The 17,304-nt window shown below is 63.9% G+C and carries 19 protein-coding genes and 1 pseudogene; 3 read left to right on the top strand and 17 right to left on the bottom strand.

Going from position 1 to position 17,304, the window contains the following annotated elements; genetic code table 11:
* Positions 1-117: 117 nt before the first annotated feature.
* The 10 genes and pseudogenes from NTD88_RS29040 to ubiE all read right to left on the bottom strand — a co-directional run.
* Positions 118-1,167: pseudogene (locus NTD88_RS29040) on the bottom strand (methyl-accepting chemotaxis protein); the annotation flags it as partial.
* 159 nt (positions 1,168-1,326) lie between these two features.
* Positions 1,327-2,034: a 16S rRNA (uracil(1498)-N(3))-methyltransferase gene (locus NTD88_RS02585; RefSeq protein WP_262155364.1), complete on the bottom strand. Its 708-nt coding sequence runs from the start codon at positions 2,032-2,034 to the stop codon at positions 1,327-1,329.
* On the bottom strand, positions 2,031-2,822 hold the full coding sequence (gene tatC, locus NTD88_RS02580; protein ID WP_095155837.1) for a twin-arginine translocase subunit TatC: 792 nt from the start codon (positions 2,820-2,822) through the stop codon (positions 2,031-2,033). Before tatC ends, NTD88_RS02585 begins: the two co-directional genes overlap by 4 nt.
* Positions 2,819-3,220, bottom strand: a complete 402-nt coding sequence (gene tatB, locus NTD88_RS02575; RefSeq protein ID WP_262129851.1) for a Sec-independent protein translocase protein TatB — start codon at positions 3,218-3,220, stop codon at positions 2,819-2,821. Before tatB ends, tatC begins: the two co-directional genes overlap by 4 nt.
* Before the next feature lie 4 nt (positions 3,221-3,224).
* The gene (locus NTD88_RS02570; protein ID WP_262155362.1) at positions 3,225-3,494 is read right to left on the bottom strand and encodes a twin-arginine translocase TatA/TatE family subunit; all 270 of its coding nucleotides are present in this window, start codon (positions 3,492-3,494) and stop codon (positions 3,225-3,227) included.
* Positions 3,495-3,519: 25 nt separating this feature from the next.
* A complete protein-coding gene (locus tag NTD88_RS02565; protein WP_095155840.1) occupies positions 3,520-3,855 on the bottom strand; it encodes a phosphoribosyl-ATP diphosphatase in 336 nt (111 codons plus the stop codon).
* Between the two features lies 1 nt (position 3,856).
* Positions 3,857-4,249: a phosphoribosyl-AMP cyclohydrolase gene (hisI, locus tag NTD88_RS02560; protein WP_095155841.1), complete on the bottom strand. Its 393-nt coding sequence runs from the start codon at positions 4,247-4,249 to the stop codon at positions 3,857-3,859.
* A gap of 72 nt (positions 4,250-4,321) precedes the next feature.
* Positions 4,322-5,926: a ubiquinone biosynthesis regulatory protein kinase UbiB gene (ubiB, locus tag NTD88_RS02555; RefSeq protein WP_095155842.1), complete on the bottom strand. Its 1,605-nt coding sequence runs from the start codon at positions 5,924-5,926 to the stop codon at positions 4,322-4,324.
* Positions 5,923-6,546 carry an SCP2 domain-containing protein gene (locus tag NTD88_RS02550; RefSeq protein WP_095155843.1) on the bottom strand — a complete coding sequence of 208 codons (624 nt, stop codon included), beginning with the start codon at positions 6,544-6,546 and terminating at the stop codon, positions 5,923-5,925. The genes ubiB and NTD88_RS02550 overlap by 4 nt, the downstream gene beginning before the upstream one ends.
* On the bottom strand, positions 6,546-7,316 hold the full coding sequence (gene ubiE / locus NTD88_RS02545; protein WP_095155844.1) for a bifunctional demethylmenaquinone methyltransferase/2-methoxy-6-polyprenyl-1,4-benzoquinol methylase UbiE: 771 nt from the start codon (positions 7,314-7,316) through the stop codon (positions 6,546-6,548). Before ubiE ends, NTD88_RS02550 begins: the two co-directional genes overlap by 1 nt.
* A 128-nt stretch (positions 7,317-7,444) precedes the next feature.
* Here ubiE and NTD88_RS02540 point away from each other — a divergent pair, with 128 nt between their 5' ends.
* From NTD88_RS02540 to NTD88_RS02530, 3 genes are all read left to right on the top strand, one after another.
* Positions 7,445-7,720 carry a polyhydroxyalkanoic acid system family protein gene (locus NTD88_RS02540; protein WP_095155845.1) on the top strand — a complete coding sequence of 92 codons (276 nt, stop codon included), beginning with the start codon at positions 7,445-7,447 and terminating at the stop codon, positions 7,718-7,720.
* 198 nt (positions 7,721-7,918) lie between these two features.
* Entirely contained in the window at positions 7,919-8,338 is a 420-nt protein-coding gene (locus NTD88_RS02535) for a phasin family protein (RefSeq protein ID WP_095156108.1), read from the top strand.
* A 10-nt stretch (positions 8,339-8,348) separates the two neighbouring features.
* A complete protein-coding gene (locus tag NTD88_RS02530) occupies positions 8,349-9,170 on the top strand; it encodes a phasin family protein (RefSeq protein WP_095155846.1) in 822 nt (273 codons plus the stop codon).
* A gap of 124 nt (positions 9,171-9,294) precedes the next feature.
* On the opposite strand, the gene NTD88_RS02525 is transcribed toward NTD88_RS02530, so the two are convergent.
* From NTD88_RS02525 to hslV, 7 genes are all read right to left on the bottom strand, one after another.
* A complete protein-coding gene (locus NTD88_RS02525; protein ID WP_095155847.1) occupies positions 9,295-9,909 on the bottom strand; it encodes a TetR/AcrR family transcriptional regulator in 615 nt (204 codons plus the stop codon).
* Between the two features lie 13 nt (positions 9,910-9,922).
* Complete coding sequence (phaC, locus tag NTD88_RS02520; RefSeq protein WP_262155361.1) at positions 9,923-11,605, bottom strand: class II poly(R)-hydroxyalkanoic acid synthase; 1,683 nt, start codon at positions 11,603-11,605, stop codon at positions 9,923-9,925.
* A gap of 122 nt (positions 11,606-11,727) precedes the next feature.
* The gene (gene phaZ, locus NTD88_RS02515) at positions 11,728-12,579 is read right to left on the bottom strand and encodes a poly(3-hydroxyalkanoate) depolymerase (RefSeq protein WP_095155849.1); all 852 of its coding nucleotides are present in this window, start codon (positions 12,577-12,579) and stop codon (positions 11,728-11,730) included.
* A gap of 58 nt (positions 12,580-12,637) precedes the next feature.
* The gene (gene phaC, locus NTD88_RS02510; protein WP_262155360.1) at positions 12,638-14,317 is read right to left on the bottom strand and encodes a class II poly(R)-hydroxyalkanoic acid synthase; all 1,680 of its coding nucleotides are present in this window, start codon (positions 14,315-14,317) and stop codon (positions 12,638-12,640) included.
* 351 nt (positions 14,318-14,668) lie between these two features.
* Positions 14,669-15,046: a DUF971 domain-containing protein gene (locus NTD88_RS02505; protein ID WP_262155359.1), complete on the bottom strand. Its 378-nt coding sequence runs from the start codon at positions 15,044-15,046 to the stop codon at positions 14,669-14,671.
* Between the two features lie 89 nt (positions 15,047-15,135).
* Positions 15,136-16,470, bottom strand: coding sequence for an ATP-dependent protease ATPase subunit HslU (gene hslU, locus NTD88_RS02500; protein WP_262155358.1), 1,335 nt, complete (start codon positions 16,468-16,470; stop codon positions 15,136-15,138).
* Between the two features lie 75 nt (positions 16,471-16,545).
* Entirely contained in the window at positions 16,546-17,076 is a 531-nt protein-coding gene (hslV, locus tag NTD88_RS02495; RefSeq protein ID WP_095155853.1) for an ATP-dependent protease subunit HslV, read from the bottom strand.
* Positions 17,077-17,304 lie beyond the last annotated feature (228 nt).

The raw sequence follows: 17,304 nt of genomic DNA, 5'->3' as shown, positions 1-17,304 counted from the left end.
GACTTTCTGGCTGTTGACCCCGGCACTGGTCTGCTCGGTGACGGCGGAGAGTTCTTCGGCGGCGCTGGCAATCTGGGTGACACCGTCGCTGATGCCACCGATCAGCTCACGCAGGCTGACGGTCATGCGCTGCATGCTGCGCTGCAACTGGCCCAATTCGTCGCGGCGCTGGTCGATGAGGTCGTGGCTGAGGTCGCCACCGGCAATGCGGTCCACGGCGGTCAGGGTGTGGCGCAGCGGAACGATGATCTGCCGGGTGATGGCCCAGGACGCGATCACGCCGAACAGCATTGCCAGCACAGTGGCGAGGGCCAGGGTCGACTTGGCGTTCTTCGATTCGGCATTGCGCAACTGGGTCTGCGACTTGGTCAGGTCCATGCTCAGGTTGAGCAGCGTCGTGCCCTGTTCGCCCATCTGCCGCAGGGCCAGGTCGCTGGCTTCCTGGGCGGTGCCGAACTGCACTACGGCGCCGCGATACACGCTCAGCGATTCGGCGGCGCTGCCCAGGTCGGCGTGGTGCTCGCTCGGTACTTTGCCCGGCAGGGCCTTGAGCAGGGTAACCGCCTGGTCGATGGCGGCGAGGGCGGTTTGCTGGAACTCCGGTTTGGCGCTGTAGGTGTAGCCACGCACCTGGAAGCGCGCTTGCTGCAGCAGCTTCGACACTTCAACGGCGTTGTTGAACAGCACGGCGTCGCCGCTTTGCAGCAGCGCCTGCTCGACCTCGGCAAGCAGCCCCGCGGCCTTGTCGGCGCTGGCGCCAAGCGCGGCACGGGCGGCCTCGCGGGCGTCGGCGGCGGCCTTCAGGTCGGCGAAGTAACGCTGGTAGGCCTGCACGGCGTCGCGCTGCTGTTGCAGGCGCTTGCTGTCTTCGCCTTCGCTGATGCGCTTGCTGACGTTCTGCAGTACACCGTCCAGCGATGCCAGGGCGTTTTCCACCAGGGTGGTCGACGCGGCATCGCGGTTGTGTTCGTAGGCCTGGCGGGCAATGCGCAGAACCTGGGTGCCCTGGTACACCTCGGAGATTTCGCCGAGCTTGTCACCACGGTCGATCACGCCTTCGAGGCCCAGCCAACCGGTGAGAGTGATCACCAGGGTCAGCAGCAAAACGATGCTGAAGCCGATGCCCAGTTTGAGGTTGACGCTCACATTACCCAGGTGCTGGGCCATCCAACGGTACATGGTGTGACTCCACTTCGATCGATCAGGCAGGTTCTTTATTCTGGTGTTCCTGCATCGGCGCGGGGCTACAAAACTGAAGGTGGCAAAAGCGTCTAAACCGGGGCTGAAGGGTTAGCCAATGGTCTTATATAAAGTGTGGGAATTACCTTAGAACAGCCGCGCGAGCAGAGCCGTGACAGCGGTTTCCACCCGGAGAATCCGATCGCCCAGTTGCACCGGTGCCAGCCCGGCTTTGCCGAGCAGGTCGATCTCGTAAGGAATCCAGCCACCCTCCGGGCCGATCGCCAGGGTCACCGCTTCGTCCACGCCGCGAGGGCAGGGCGGATGGTTGCCGGGATGGCCGACCAGGCCAAGCGTGCCCTGGGCGATGGCGGGCAGGCGGTCTTCGACGAAGGGCTTGAAGCGCTTCTCGATGATGACCTCGGGCAGCACCGTGTCCCGTGCTTGTTCAAGGCCAAGGATGAGGTTCTCGCGGATCGCCGCGGGTTCGAGGAAGGGGGTTTGCCAGAAGCTTTTTTCCACCCGGTAACTGTTGACCAGCACCAGCTTCGCGACGCCCATGGTAGCGACGGTCTGGAATACCCGGCGGAGCATTTTCGGGCGCGGCAGGGCGAGCACGAGGGTCAGCGGCAGCTTGGCCGGTGGCGGCTGGTCGAAGCTCAGCGAGAGTTCCGCCTCATGGCCTTCCAGCCGTTCGACCGTGGCCTGGCCCATCAGGCCGCCGAGGCGGCCGACGCGCAGGCTGTCACCCACCGCGACGCGGTGGATGTCCTGCATGTGGGTAAAGCGGCGGTCGCTCAGGACCGCCCGGTCGGCCGCGATGAAGTCGGCCTCTTCGAGCAGCAGCAGGTTCACTGTTGGGTCGCTGGCGGCTGGTCGTCAGGGGTGTCGCTGCGGGTGTCGTGCTCTTGGCTGCGCTTGCGGATCAAGGCGCCGAACAGCACGCCAATTTCAAACAGCATCCACATCGGTACGGCCAGCAGGGTCTGCGAGAAAATGTCTGGCGGGGTCAGGATCATGCCGACCACGAAGCAGCCGATGATCACGTACGGACGGATCTTGCGCAGGTACTGCACATCGACCACGCCGATCCACACCAGCAGCACCACCGCGACAGGAATCTCGAAGGCGACGCCGAACGCGAAGAACAGCGTCATGACGAAGTCCAGGTAACTGGCGATGTCCGTCATCATCGACACGCCTTCGGGGGTCGCGCTGGCGAAGAAACCGAAGATCAGCGGGAACACCAGGAAATAGGCGAAGGCCATGCCGGCGTAGAACAGGAAGATGCTCGACACCAGCAGCGGAATGGCGATGCGCTTTTCGTGGCGGTACAGGCCCGGCGCGATGAAGCCCCAGATCTGGTGCAGGATGAACGGGATCGCCAGGAACAGCGAGACGATCATGGTCAGCTTGAACGGCGTCAGGAACGGCGAGGCCACGTCGGTGGCGATCATCGTCGCATTGGCCGGCAGGTGCGCGCGCAGCGGCGCCGAGACCAGGGTGTAGATCTGCTGGGCGAAGGAGAACAGCCCGATGAAGATCAGAAAGACCGCCGCGACGCAGCGCAGCAGGCGAGTACGCAGTTCGGTCAGGTGCGAGACCAGCGGCATGGGCTGGTCGTGTTCCGGAATTTCGCTCATGGGGCTCGCGGCGGTTGGGTCGGTTCGGTGGACGCCGGTTGGGGCGCGTCGGCGGGTGCCGTCGGCGCCGCGGGGGCTTCGGAAATTACGGCGGCGGTGGCGGGAGCCACGGGCTCGCTGCCCGGCGTGGTGGACGGATCGGGCGTCACGCTGCTCGGGTTGAGGATGCGTCGGGCTTCCTGCTCCAGGGAGAGGATGTGCTCGTTGTGCAGTTGCCGACGGATATCGTCAGCGCCGATCTCGCGCTCTACTTCCTGCTTGATCGCGTTGAAGCTGCGCTTGAGGCGCCCGACCCACAGGCCGGCGGTGCGCGCCGCGCCAGGCAGGCGCTCGGGGCCGAGCACCACAAGGGCGACCAGACCGACGAGCAGCAACTCACTGAAGCTGATCCCGAACATGTGTTCACTCTTTCCTTGCAGGTTCAGCGTCCTGAACCTTCTGCGCCTGGCCGTCGATGGTGTGCGGCTGGTTCAGCGGGGTGCCCTGCGGTTGTACTGGTTGGGAAGGTTGCGCGGTCGGCTCGGCGGGCTTGTCTTCTTCGTTCATGGCCTTGCGAAAGCCCTTGATCGACTCGCCCAGGTCGCCGCCGAAGTTCTTCAGTTTCTTGGTACCGAATACCAGTACCACGACGACCAGCAGAACAATCCAGTGTTTCCAGTCAAAAATACCCATGGTGCAGTTCCTCGAATGAATTCAGTTAGGCCGATGGCTGGCGGGCCGCCTTTTCGTCGTGGCCGGACAGTCCGAAACGGCGCTCCAGCTCGTCCAGCACGGCTTGCGGGTGCTGGCCCAACGCGGAGAGCATGACCATGCTATGGAACCACAGGTCGGCGGTTTCATAGATGACATCGCTGTAATCTCCGCTGACGGCGGCGTCCTTGGCGGCGATGATGGTTTCCACCGACTCTTCGCCGACCTTCTCCAGGATCTTGTTCAGGCCCTTGTGGTGCAGGCTGGCGACGTAGGAGCTGTCGGGGGCCGCGCCTTTGCGCGATTCCAGCACTTCGGCCAGGCGGGTCAGGGTGTCGCTCATGTCAGTGTCCTGCGCTGTAGATGGCATGCGGGTCTTTGAGGACCGGATCGACGGTTTTCCACTGGCCGTCCTCGAAGACGCGATAGAAGCAGCTTTCGCGGCCGGTATGGCAGGCGATGTGCCCCAGTTGCTCGACCATCAGGATGATCACGTCGGCGTCGCAGTCCAGGCGCATTTCATGCAGCTTCTGCACGTGGCCGGACTCCTCGCCCTTGCGCCACAGTTTGCCACGGGAGCGCGACCAGTAGATGGCGCGCTGCTCGGCGGCGGTCAGGGCCAGCGATTCGCGGTTCATCCAGGCCATCATCAGCACGCGTCCGGTCTTGTGGTCCTGGGCGATGGCCGGCACCAGGCCGTCGCTGTTCCAGTTGATCTCGTCCAGCCAGTCTTTCATCTTCGACTCCAAAAAAGGCCACGGCCCCACGCCGATGCCGCCCGCTAGTGTGCCAGCCGTTCAACCGGCTGGCTATCGACGCACCACCAGGTAAAGGCCCGCCGCCAGCATCAGCCAGGCCGGCCAGGCGCTGGTCGCGGCGAGGTTCTCGGCACCGGCGGCAAGGGTCGCGCCACCGGCCAGCAAGCCGGCGCCGAGCAGGCGCAGGGCCCAGTGGTCATGCTGCTTCCAGGGCGCGGGAGGGTCGTTGAGGTGGGGCTGCGACATGCGTTCGAGCAGGTCGCGGGTCATGTTGGCGAGGTGCGGCACTTGCTCGACCTGGCTGTGCAGGTTCTGCAGCAGGGTTTTCGGGCTTACCCGATCGCGCATCCAGCGTTCGAGGAACGGCTGGGCGGTGCTCCACAGGTCCAGGTCGGGATAGAGCTGGCGGCCCAGGCCTTCAATGTTCAGCAGGGTTTTCTGCAACAGAACGAGCTGCGGCTGGACTTCCATGTTGAAGCGCCGCGCGGTCTGGAACAGGCGCATCAGCACCTGTCCAAAGGAGATGTCCTTGAGCGGCTTCTCGAAGATTGGCTCGCACACGGTGCGGATCGCCGCCTCGAATTCGTTGAGCTTGGTCTGCGCCGGCACCCAGCCGGAGTCGATATGCAACTGCGCCACGCGGCGGTAGTCGCGCTTGAAGAAGGCGAACAGGTTGCGCGCCAGGTAGTCCTGGTCCTCGGGGGTGAGGCTGCCGACGATGCCGCAGTCGATGGCGATGTACTGCGGGCTCCACGGCTTGACGGTGCTGACGAAGATGTTGCCGGGGTGCATGTCGGCGTGGAAGAAGCTGTCGCGGAACACCTGGGTGAAGAAGATCTCCACGCCGCGCTCGGCGAGCATCTTCATGTCGGTGCGCTGGTCGGCGAGGGTGACAAGGTCGGTGACCTGGATGCCGTAGATGCGCTCCATCACCAGCACCTTGGGCCGGCACCAGTCCCAGTAGACCTGGGGCACGTACATCATCTCCGAGCCTTCGAAGTTGCGCTTGAGCTGGCTGGCGTTGGCCGCCTCGCGGAGCAGGTCGAGTTCGTCGTAGATGGTCTTTTCGTAGTCGCTGACCACTTCCACCGGGTGCAGCAGGCGGGCGTCGGCGGAGACCCGCTCGGCGCCGCGGGCAATCAGGAACAGCCAGGCCAGGTCCTGGGCGATCACCGGCTTGAGGCCGGGCCGCACCACCTTGACCACCACTTCTTCACCGCTCTTGAGGCGGGCGGCGTGGACCTGGGCCACCGAAGCCGAGGCCAGCGGCTCGACGTCGAAGCGGGCGAACACTTCGCCGACCTTGGCGCCGAGCTGTTCTTCGATCAGCGCTACGGCTTTCTGCGAATCGAACGGCGGCACGCGGTCCTGCAGCAGCATCAGTTCGTCGGCGATGTCCGCCGGCAACAGGTCGCGGCGGGTGGAGAGCAACTGGCCGAACTTGATGAAGATCGGCCCGAGGTCCTGCAGCGCCAGGCGCAGGCGCGCGCCACGGCTCAGGTCGAGCTGTTTGCGCGGCAGCCAGCGCCACGGCATGAACAGCCGCAAGGCGGCCAGCCACCAGGGCAGGGGCAGGTCGAACAGCAGGTCATCGAGACGGTAGCGGATCACGACGCGCTGGATGCGCAACAGACGGCGGACGGCAAGCAGCTTCATGCGTTATCGCTGGATTCAAGGGATCGGGCAAGGCGCTCGATGCGCGCCTCGAGGCGTTCAATGTCGAGCTTGAGGGTGTCGAGTTCGCCGAAGCGGGCTTCGGCTTCACGCTGGCCAACCAGCGTGCGGGATTCTTCGGCCAGGTATTCGGAGGCGGTCTGGCTCAGGCTGGTCAGGCTCTGGCGGGTCCACTTCGCACTGTTGCGCAGGTGGCCGCTGAGCAACTGGGTTGCCACCGGACCGAGCCAGCGGGAGACTTCGTATTCCCAGTCCAGCTCCAGGTCCTGCAGCACGCCAACCAGATCCAGCAACACCGCGCTGTCGCCTTCCAGCTCGACCTGCGGGCTGTGCAGCACGGCGGTCTTGTCCTGGCTCAGGGCCAGTTGCACCAGGCTGGTGGCCGGGGCGCGGAGGGTGCAGTCGGCCGGGTTGAGCCACTGGCTAGCCAGCAGCAGACCTTCATCGCTGGGCAGGATGAACAACTGCAAGGCGGGCTGGCGGCAGTCGATGGCAATGACTTTGCCATCGAGTGGCGCCAACCGCGGCAATGCGGTGCTGTCCAGGCGCAGGACACGGTTGAGGCCGTGTTCGACGCTGGCGAGAAGGCCGGCCAGCAGCATCAGGGCTTGATACCGCGGTGCAGGGCGACGATGCCGTTGGTCATGTTGTGGTAGGTGACGCGGTCGAAGCCGGCGTCGACCATCATGGCCTTGAGGGTTTCCTGGTCGGGGTGCATGCGGATCGATTCGGCCAGGTAGCGATAGCTTTCCGAGTCGTTGGTGATCAGCTTGCCGGCCAGCGGCATGAAGGCGAAGGAGTACGCGTCGTAGACCTTGGACATGAAGGTGCTGGTCGGCTTGGAGAATTCCAGCACCAGCAGGCGGCCGCCCGGCTTGAGGACGCGCAGCATCGAGCGCAGGGCATCTTCTTTATGGGTGACGTTGCGCAGGCCGAAGGCGATGGTCACGCAGTCGAAATGGTTGTCCGGGAAAGGCAGTTTTTCCGCGTCGGCCTGGACGAACTCGACGTTGCCGGCCACGCCCAGATCGAGCAGGCGGTCACGGCCGACCTTGAGCATCGAGGCGTTGATGTCGGCCAGTACGACCTGGCCGGTGGGGCCGACCAGATGGGAGAACTTGCGGGTCAGGTCACCGGTACCGCCGGCGATATCCAGCACCCGATTGCCGCTGCGCACACCGGACAGCTCGATGGCAAAGCGCTTCCACAGGCGGTGCATGCCGACGGAAAGCACGTCGTTCATCAGGTCGTATTTGGCGGCTACGGAGTGGAAAACCTCGGCGACTTTGTCGGCCTTCTGGCTTTCGGGCACGCTCTTGTAGCCGAAATGGGTGGTGGGTTCGGCGTTGTCGCCGTTGCGCTGGTCGTTCATATCGCTTCACCGGGAAAAATTACTGGCCATTCTAGGGCGTGCGGCTGGATTTGTCTTTGGCGGGGTGTGTCGCGGCGCGGGGCGTAGGCATAATGCGCGAGTATGCCCTTGCAGCCAGGATCAAGTGAATGACCCAGATCAGCGTTGAACGTAAACACAGCCTCGGCCGCGATGCCGCCCGTCAGAAGGCTGAGGCCCTGGTGGAAAAACTGTCCAGCCAGTACGACCTCAAGGCTGAATGGAAAGGCGACCGGGTCGAGGTCAAGCGCAGCGGTGCCAACGGCAGTGTCGAGATCGGCGACGACAGCATTCGCGTCGAACTGAAACTGGGCATGATGCTGTCGATGATGGGCGGCACCATCAAGGCCGAAATCGAACGCGCCCTCGACAAGGCGCTCGCCTGACGGTTCGCGAGCGGCAAGCTACAAAAGGCTGCGGCCCTGCCCGCAGCCTCACCTCCATCACAGCCCCTTGCAGCTTGAAACTTGCAGCTTGCCGCTGCCGTTAGGGTGTGAATTCTAATTTTTCTCCTTACTTTTACGCTCAGGCCCCCGATTCCGTGGGCAGTTCTTCCATTCCGTCACGAGTGCGAGGTGCAGAGCATGGCCAAAGTGATCCTGAAGAAAAAAGACGATATTCAAAACAGCCTGACAGACGTCCGCGGCTACGCGCGCAAAATCTGGCTGGCCGGTCTGGGTGCCTACACCCGGGTGGGCCAGGAGAGTGCCGGCTACGTCAAGGACCTGATCAAGGCGGGTGAAGTGGTCGAGAAGCGTGGCAAGAAACGCCTCGATCACGAGCTCGATGCCGCCAATGGCGAGATCGATTCGGCGAAGCAAGAACTTCGCAGTGTGAAGGGCAAAGTCGAAGTCCAACTGGACAAAATCGAAAAGGCTTTCGACACACGGGTGGCCAGCGCCTTGAATCGCATCGGCATTCCGTCTAAACATGACGTGGAGGCACTTTCTGCCAAGCTCGATGAGCTGACGGCGTTGCTCGAACGTGTCACGGCAAAAAAATAAGGAGAGCGGGATGGCTGGCAAGAAAAATACTGAAAAAGAAGGCAGCTCCTGGATTGGGGGAATCGAGAAGTACTCCCGCAAGATCTGGCTGGCTGGTCTGGGTATCTACTCGAAGATCGACCAGGAAGGCGCCAAGACGTTCGACGACCTGGTCAAGGAAGGCGAGAAGGCCGAGAAGCAGGCGAAGAAGGGCGTTGACGCGGTGAAAGACGGTGCCAAGGACAGCGCTAAATCCGCGACCTCGCGCGTTACCGATGCGAAGGACCGTGCGCTGGGCAAATGGAGCGAGCTGGAAGGCGCATTCGACAAGCGCCTGAACAGCGCCATCTCGCGTCTCGGCGTGCCGAGCCGCAATGAGATCAAGGCGTTGCACAGCAAGGTCGACACGCTGACCAAGCAGATCGAGAAGCTCACCGGTGCATCGGTCACGCCGATTTCCGCGAAGTCCTCGACCGCGAGCAAGGCTGCGGCCAAACCGCTGGCCAAGGCTGCACCGAAAGCGGCTGCCAAGCCTGCGGCGAAAACCGCTGCGGCCAAGCCGGCTGCCAAGACTGCAGCGGCCAAGCCTGCAGCAGCCAAGACCGCTGCCGCAAAACCTGCGGCGGCAAAACCGGCTGCCAAACCTGCGGCGAAACCCGCGGCCAAGCCGGCAGCAGCCAAGCCTGCTGCGGCGAAAAAGCCAGCGGTGAAAAAGGCAGCGGCGCCGAAACCGGCCGCCAAGCCGGCTGCTCCGGCGGCCAGTGCTGCCCCAGTGGCACACGCCGCTCCGGCTGCCAGCGCCGCACCAGCAGCGCCGGCGCCTTCGGCTCCGACCCAAACCAGCCAGACCTGATCACAGGCGGCTGCAAGCAAAACGCCCGGCTTAGTGCCGGGCGTTTTACTTTGTGCTGTGGGGCCTCATCACTGGCTTGCCAGCGATCAGCATAGGTATCTATGCAGCGATAAGGCCCCCAACTTCACCCCTCCAGATACCTCAACGCCAGCTGCTCCGCCGCATGCCGTGACGGCGGTTCCAGGTGCGGCGCCACCAGCATCATGACCTGATACACCACGATCCCCACTTCCGCATCCTTGGCCAGCACGCGCTGGTAATCCAGCGAGAACAGCAGCGTCAGGGTGATCTGCTCCACCAGTTGCCCCAGCGCGCGGGTGTCGCTGGTGATCTGGCCCTGCGCCTTGAGGCTGGCCAGCAGCGCGGCGAGGGTGCGCTTCAGGGCGTTGAGCAGGCTGCGCATGTCGCGGGCCAGTTTCGGCAGGCGGCCGGTCAGGTTCGACAGGTCCTGGAACAGGAAGCGGTACTGCGCCATGCGCTCGACGATCAGGTGCAGGAACAGCCAGTAGTCCTCGGCGTCCAGGCGCACTTCGAGCGGTGGGTCGAGCAGCGGCGTCAGTTCCTCCGCGAAGCGTTCGAACAACCCCAGCACCAGCGGCTCCTTGCCGTGGAAGTGGTAGTACAGGTTGCCGGGGCTGATGCCCAGCTCGTTGGCGATTTCCAGTGTCGAGACGTTCGGCTCGCCCTGCCGGTTGAACAGGTGCAGGGCGCATTCGAGGATACGGTCGCGGGTCTTCATCCAGTCCTCGTGTTCAACGCACCAGCACGTATTTGCCGGGTGCGGGGTCCATGGCCGGGTAGCTGGCGCTGCCCAGGGTTGCATCGGTTTCGCGTTGGGCGCCGGAGCGCTCCTGAATCCACGCCAGCCACAACGGCCACCAACTGCCATCGGCTTTTTCGGCGTCGTAGTACCAGGCGCGCGGGTCGCTGCTCAGTTTCGGGTTGTGCACATAGTGCGACTTGGGGTTGCCCGGCGGGTTGAGGATGCTCTGCACATGTCCGCTGTTGGACAGCACGAAACGGCGGTCGCCCCCCAGCAGCAGGGTCGAGCGGTACACCGCGTCCCAGGGCGTGATGTGGTCGTTGTTGCCGGCCACGTGGAAGCTGTCGACGTTAATTTTCTGCAGGTCGATCGGCGTGCCGCAGACTTCCAGCCCGGCCGGGCGGGTCAGCGGGTTGTACTTGAAGAAGTCCAGCAGGTCGCCATGCAGGGCCGCCGGCAGGCGGGCGCTGTCGTTGTTCCAGTAGAGGATGTCGAACGGCGCTGGCGCCTTGCCGAGCAGGTAGTTGTTGACGAAGTAGTTCCAGATCAGGTCGTTGGGCCGCATCCAGGCGAACACCCGGCTCATCTCGCCACCGTCGAGCACGCCCTGCTGATAGGAGCGGCGTTTGGCCGCTTCGAGGGTTTGCTCGTCGGCGAACAGGCTGGCCGGGCTGTCCAACTGGCTGTCGAGCAGGCTGACCAGGTAAGTAGCGCTGTGCACCCGGCGCAGTTGCCGCTTGGCTTGCAGATGGCCCTGCAGCGCGGCCATGGTCAGGCCGCCGGCACAGGCGCCCATCAGGTTGACGTCGCGGCTGCCGGTGATCGAACGGCAGACGTTCATGGCTTCTTCGACCGCGGCCACATAACTCGACAGGCCCCATTCGCGATGCCGCGGATCGGGGTTGCGCCAACTGACGGCGAAGGTCTGCAGGCCGTTCTTGAGCATGTACTGGATGAAGCTGTTGGCCGGGCTCAGGTCGAAGATGTAGAACTTGTTGATCTGCGGTGGCACCACCAGCATGGGCCGGGCGTACTGTTTTTCGCTCATCGGGCTGTACTGGATCAGTTCCAGCAGTTCGTTGCGAAACACCACCGCGCCGGGGGTGACGGCGAGGTTGCGGCCCACCTCGAAGGCATCCCGGGCGACCTGGCGCGGCATGCCGTTGTTGTGCCGCAGGTCGTCGAGCAGGTGGCTAACGCCGCGTACCAGGCTCAGCCCGCCGGAATTGAACAGCTCCTTGATCGCCAGTGGATTGAGCAGGGTGTTGCTCGGCGACACGGCGTCGTTGAGCAGCGAGAACAGGAAATGCGCGCGGGCGCGGTCGTCCTCGTTCAACTGGCTTTCGTCGATCCACAGGCGGGTCTGTTTCTGCCAGCTCAGGTAGGCCTGCAGGCCGCGTCGGTAGAACGGGTTATGGTTCCAGGCCGGATCGCTGAAGCGGGTGTCGCGGGGGTTGGGCTGGTGCGGGGTATCGCCCAGCAGCACCCGGCCCAACTGGCCGCCCAGTGCCAGCAAATGGCTGGCGGTGTGGAGCGGGTGACGCAACCCATGGCGGCTGACGTTGCGCAGGGTCGAGAGCAGATCGCGGCCGCGCAGGCCGGTGATCGCACTCTGCACGTTGATATAGGCGGCGGGGGTTGGCGCCACCGCATTCACGGGTTTGTCTTTCATCCGGCAACACTCCGTCGTCGAGCCATCAAGAACTGAACCTAAGTAACGAGCGGCCCCCACCTCGACCAGCGCACTTGCATGCTTCGGCGCTCCTGCCAAAGGTGCAAGCGATGAGGGGCGGTTCAGGCGCTCGGGGCGGGCCGAGGGTGCATGACGGCGCGTTGGCGCTCCTGCTGCAGGAACTTCATGATGATCGGCGCCACAGCCTCGGCACGAGTAATCAGGAATAAATGACCATCGTCGATTATGTGTAGCTGGGCATTGGGGATTCGCCAAGCCAGCAGGCGCATATTGATCAACGGAATCAGCGGGTCGTCGTCGCCGGCCAGCACCAGGGTCGGCTGCTGGATCTTGTGCAGCCAGTGGACGCTGGTCCAGCCGAGGCCGGCAAACAGTTGCCAGTAATAGCCGAGCTTGCCCGAGGACCGCACCTTGGACGCATGCGACAGCGCCAGGTCCGGGTCACGGCGGAAGGCGCCGCCGTAGATTTCCGGGGCGATGCGGATCACGTGGGAGGGCTGCACGTAGCGTCGCGGGCTGGCCATCAACCACAACACCTTGGGCTTGCCCGGAACCATCACCGCGCCGGCGGCGGTGGCCGCCAGCACCAGTTTCTTGCAGCGCTCGGGGTAATCGTGAGCGAACTGCTGGGCCAGGGCGCCGCCCCAGGACACGCCGATGACATTGACCTGGCCGTAGTCCAGGTAATCGAGCATGCGCGCGGTCAGTTTCGCCAGGCCGGGAAAGCGGTAGGGATGGCGCGGCGTCGACGAACCGCCCACGCCGGGGACATCGAAGGCGATGACTTCAAGATCGGGGTCCAGCGCCTGGATGAACGGAAACACCAGTTCCAGGTTGGCGCCGATGCCATTGAACACCAGCAAGGGCGTCAAGTGCGGCTTGCCGGGGCGAACCGCGGTGCGGATGGTCTGGCCATCCAGGTCGACGGTTCGGAAGATGTACGGTTGCGGCATGCGCGGGCCCTGTTAGCGGTAAAGCGCCGCCCGCACGAGGCGGGCGGCGCGACAGATTTCAACGTTCGTGAACATAGGTGCCCGGCGCTGCTTCGCCTGCCGGGTAGGCTTTGTTGCCGAGAGTGGTCGGCGACTTCTTCAGTTCGCCGGAGCGCTCGGCCAGCCAGGTCTGCCAGTACAGCCACCAGGAGTCGGTGTGCTTGCTGGAGTTTTCCTGCCAGTGGTCGGCCTCGGCCGGCATCTCGCTGCTGGTCATGTAGCGCGCCTTGGGGTTGCCCGGCGGGTTGAGGATGCTCTGGATGTGCCCGCTGTTGGACAGCAGGAACTCGACGTTGCCGCCGAACAGTTGCGCCGACTTGTAGCAGGACTTCCACGGGGTGATGTGGTCGTTGGTGCCGGCCACGCAGAAGATGTCGGTGGTGACCTGTTTGAGGTCGATCGGCGTGCCGCAGACTTCCAGGGCGTCGGCGCGCACCAGCGGGTTGTTCTTGAACATCTCGATCAGGTCGCCGTGGAAGGCGGCCGGCAGGCGCGTGGTGTCGTTGTTCCAGAACAGGATGTCGAACACCGGCGGCTCGTTGCCCAGCAGGTAGTTGTTGACCCAGTAGTTCCAGATCAGGTCGTTGGGCCGCATCCAGGCGAATACCTTGGCCATGTCGCGGCCTTCCAGCACGCCGGCCTGGTAGGAATGGCGCTTGGCCGCTTCGAGGGTCTGCTCGTCGACGAACAGCGCGACCTGGGTGTCGAGGGTGGTGTCGAGCACGCTCACCAGCAAGGTCATGGCGTTGACCTTCTTCTCGCCCAGCGCGGCGTAATGGCCGACCAGCGCGGTGCAGGTGATGCCGCCGGAGCAGGCGCCGAGCATGTTCAGATCTTTGCTGCCGGTGATCGCCAGCACCACGTCGACGGCTTCCTTCAGGGCGTCGATGTAGGTGGACAGGCCCCATTCGCGCTGGGCCTTGGTCGGGTTGCGCCAACTGACGATGAAGGTCTGCACGGTGGAGCGCAGGCAGAAGCGCGCCAGGCTCTTTTCCGGGCTGAGGTCGAAGACGTAGAACTTGTTGATTTGCGGCGGCACCACCAGCAGCGGCTTCTCGTGCACCTGTTCGGTGATCGGGCTGTACTGGATCAGCTCCAGCACGTCGTTGCGATAGACCACCGAACCTTCACTGGTGCCGAGGTTCTTGCCGACCTCGAAGGCGTCCATGTTGACCTGGCTGGGCATGCCGCCGTTGTGCACCATGTCCTTGGCCAGGTTGGAGAGGCCGTCGAGCAGGCTCTTGCCGCCGGTTTCGAAGAAGCGTTTGACCGCTGCCGGGTTGGCCGCGCTGTTGGTCGGCGCCATGGCTTCGGTCATCAGGTTGATGACGAAGTGGGCGCGGCTGATATCGGTGGGTGACAGGCTGCTGTCGCCGATCCAGTCATGCAGTTCCTTGCGCCAGGCAAGGTAGGTTTGCAGGTAGCGGCGGTACAGTGGGTTCTGGCTCCAGGCCGGATCAGCGAAGCGCCGGTCGTCGCCTTCCGGCTGCAGGCTGGACTTGCCGAAGATCACGTCCTTCAGCTCCATGCCGAAGTGCGCGACGTGCTTGGCACTGTGCAGCGGTTGCCGGATGGCCTGGCGAAGCACCATCCGAGCAGAAGTCAGCAAATCCTTGCGGCGCAAGCCTATGACCGGGTTCAGACCCAGGGTGTTTTCCGAGGCTTGGCGCTGCAGGTCATCGTTATTCTTGTTACTCATCTACGACGCTCCGTTGTCCTGAGACGAGTACCGGCTCGGCTGTTGGCGTTACACAGACGAAGCCCCGGTACTGCTGCTCGGGTGACCAGTGATAACGAATTGCGGTCCTGCGGCCGGATGTGAGCGACGATGAGCCGTGCGGGTTTTTCTGCGTGAGAAGACTGCCTGCTTTCGCTCGCGACCTCTACATACCAGCCCGTTCCCTGCCCTGTTGCCGATGCAGAGAACTTGCCAGATCCATTGGTTACCCGACTTTCCAGTTATGCGCAAGCCGGCCAGTCGCTGGCCGGTGCCAGAGGCATTCAAGCAGATCGAATTAGAAAATGCGCTCTAAAACAGGAGAGTGCCGGACTAGAGCATCAGCTTGATGACAGATTCGGAGGGGTCGCGGGATTTGCCGGCTTCGGCGAGTTCCTGCAGGTAGTCGGACCAGAGTTCTTCCTGGCGCAGGCAGAGCTGTTCGAGGTATTCCCAGGTGAACAGGCCGCTGTCATGGCCGTCGTCGAAGCTCAGTTTCAGTGCGTACTGACCGGCCGGTTCGACCTTGCTCAAGCCGACGTTGATCTTGCCAAATTGCAGGATGGGATTGCCGTGGCCCTGGACCTCGGCGGAGGGGGAATGCACCCGCAGGAATTCGGCGGGCAGGTTGTAGACCTCATCGGGACCGTAGGTCAGGGACAGGGTCTTCGAGGCTTTGCGAAGGTTGATGGCGGTAGGCAGGCGGGACATGAGAGCTCCTTGGCTATAAGCCCCAAGCTACAAGCTGCAAGCGGATCACGTCCAGCTTGCAGCTTGGGGCTTGAAACGCGCGGCTGTCCTTAGAGGATGTAGCGCGACAGGTCTTCGTTCTGCGCCAGCTCGCCGAGGTGGCTGTTGACGTACTCGGCGTCGATGCGGATCGGCGCTTCGCTGTGGGCGCTGGCCAGGTCACCGGCGCTGAACGACACCTCTTCGAGCAGGCGCTCAAGCAGGGTGTGCAGGCGACGGGCACCGATGTTCTCGGTCTTCTCGTTGACCTGCCAGGCGATCTCGGCCAGGCGCTTGATGCCTTCGGCGGCGAACTCGATGTTCAGGCCTTCGGTCTTCAGCAACTCGCGGTATTGCTCGGTGAGCGAGGCGTGCGGTTCGCTGAGGATGCGCTCGAAGTCTTCCGGGGTCAGCGCCTTGAGTTCGACGCGGATCGGCAGACGGCCTTGCAGCTCGGGCACCAGGTCGCTCGGCTTGCTCAGGTGGAAGGCACCGGAGGCGATGAACAGGATGTGGTCGGTCTTGACCATGCCCAGCTTGGTGTTGACGGTGCAGCCTTCGATCAGCGGCAGCAGGTCGCGCTGCACGCCTTCGCGGGACACGTCGGCGCCGCCGACATTGCCGCGCTTGGCCACCTTGTCGATTTCGTCGATGAACACGATGCCGTGCTGCTCGACCGCTTCGAGGGCCTTGGCCTTGAGTTCTTCCTCGTTGACCAGGCGCCCGGCTTCTTCGTCACGCACCAGCTTGAGCGCTTCCTTGACCTTGAGCTTGCGGCTCTTGCGCTTGCCCTTGCCCATGTTGGCGAACAGGCTCTGCAACTGGTTGGTCATCTCTTCCATGCCCGGCGGGGCGGAAATATCGACGCCAGCGGACTCGGCAACTTCGATCTCGATTTCCTTGTCGTCCAACTGACCTTCGCGCAGGCGCTTGCGGAACAGTTGACGGGTGTTCGAATCGGCCGGCGCCGGATCATCGTTGAAGCCAGCCCGCGCCGGAGGCAGCAGGGCGTCGAGGATACGGTCCTCGGCGGCGTCTTCGGCGCGGTGGCGCACGCGAATGATTTCCTGCTCGCGGAGCATCTTGATCGCGGCATCGGCGAGGTCACGGATGATCGACTCGACGTCGCGGCCGACATAGCCGACTTCGGTGAACTTGGTCGCTTCGACCTTGATGAACGGCGCGTTGGCCAGCTTGGCCAGGCGACGGGCGATCTCGGTTTTGCCGACACCGGTCGGGCCGATCATCAGGATGTTCTTCGGGGTCACTTCGACGCGCAGTTCGGCGGGCAGTTGCATGCGCCGCCAGCGGTTGCGCAGGGCGATGGCGACGGCGCGCTTGGCGTCGTCCTGGCCGATGATGTGGCGGTTGAGTTCGTGAACGATCTCGCGGGGGGTCATGGACATGGTAGTGGTCGTCCCTTGGCGGTGAAATCAGCGTGGAAAAGCCCGGTGGTCGTCACCGGGCGCCAGAACAACTGATTACTCGGCCAGGTCCTGCTCCTCGATGGTCAGGTTGTGGTTGGTGAACACGCAGATGTCACCGGCGATATTCAGGGCGGTCTCGGTGATTTCCCGGGCCGACAGATCGGTCTTGTTCAGCAGGGCGCGGGCCGCGGCCTGGGCGAAGCCGCCACCGGAGCCCATGGCGATCAGGCCGTCCTCGGGTTCGACCACGTCACCGTTGCCGGTGATGATCAGCGAGGCGTCCTTGTTGGCGACCGCGAGCATGGCTTCCAGGCGGCTCAGGGAGCGGTCGGTACGCCATTCCTTGGCCAGCTCGACGGCGGCGCGAATCAGGTGACCCTGGTGTTTTTCCAGTTGGCCTTCGAAGCGTTCGAACAGGGTGAAGGCGTCGGCGGTGGCACCGGCGAAACCGGCGATGACCTGGCCGTGGTACAGGCGGCGCACCTTCTTGGCGTTGCCTTTCATCACGGTGTTGCCGAGGGAAACCTGGCCGTCGCCGCCCATGACGACTTTGCCGTGGCGACGAACTGAAACGATGGTGGTCAAGGGAGAGTCTCCACGCAGCGGGGCGAAAATGCCTGTGCAGACTCATATGGGGGTGGGGGGAAATATTTCAACCGTGGGAGACGGGCGGTTGGACCTTGGTCGCACTTCGGCTTTCGCACGACCCCTGTAGGAGCGGGGGGGGGGGGGGGGGGGGGGGGGGGGGGGGGCGGGGGGGGGGGGGGGGGGGCGGCGGGGGGGGGGGGGGGGGGGGGGGGGGGGGGGGGGGGG

Origin of the sequence: Pseudomonas sp. 20P_3.2_Bac5 (assembly GCF_025466035.1) — a bacterium.
Lineage (GTDB): Bacteria > Pseudomonadota > Gammaproteobacteria > Pseudomonadales > Pseudomonadaceae > Aquipseudomonas.
The sequence above is the reverse complement of the archived record's forward strand: the minus strand, read 5'-3'. Positions and strand labels throughout refer to the sequence as shown.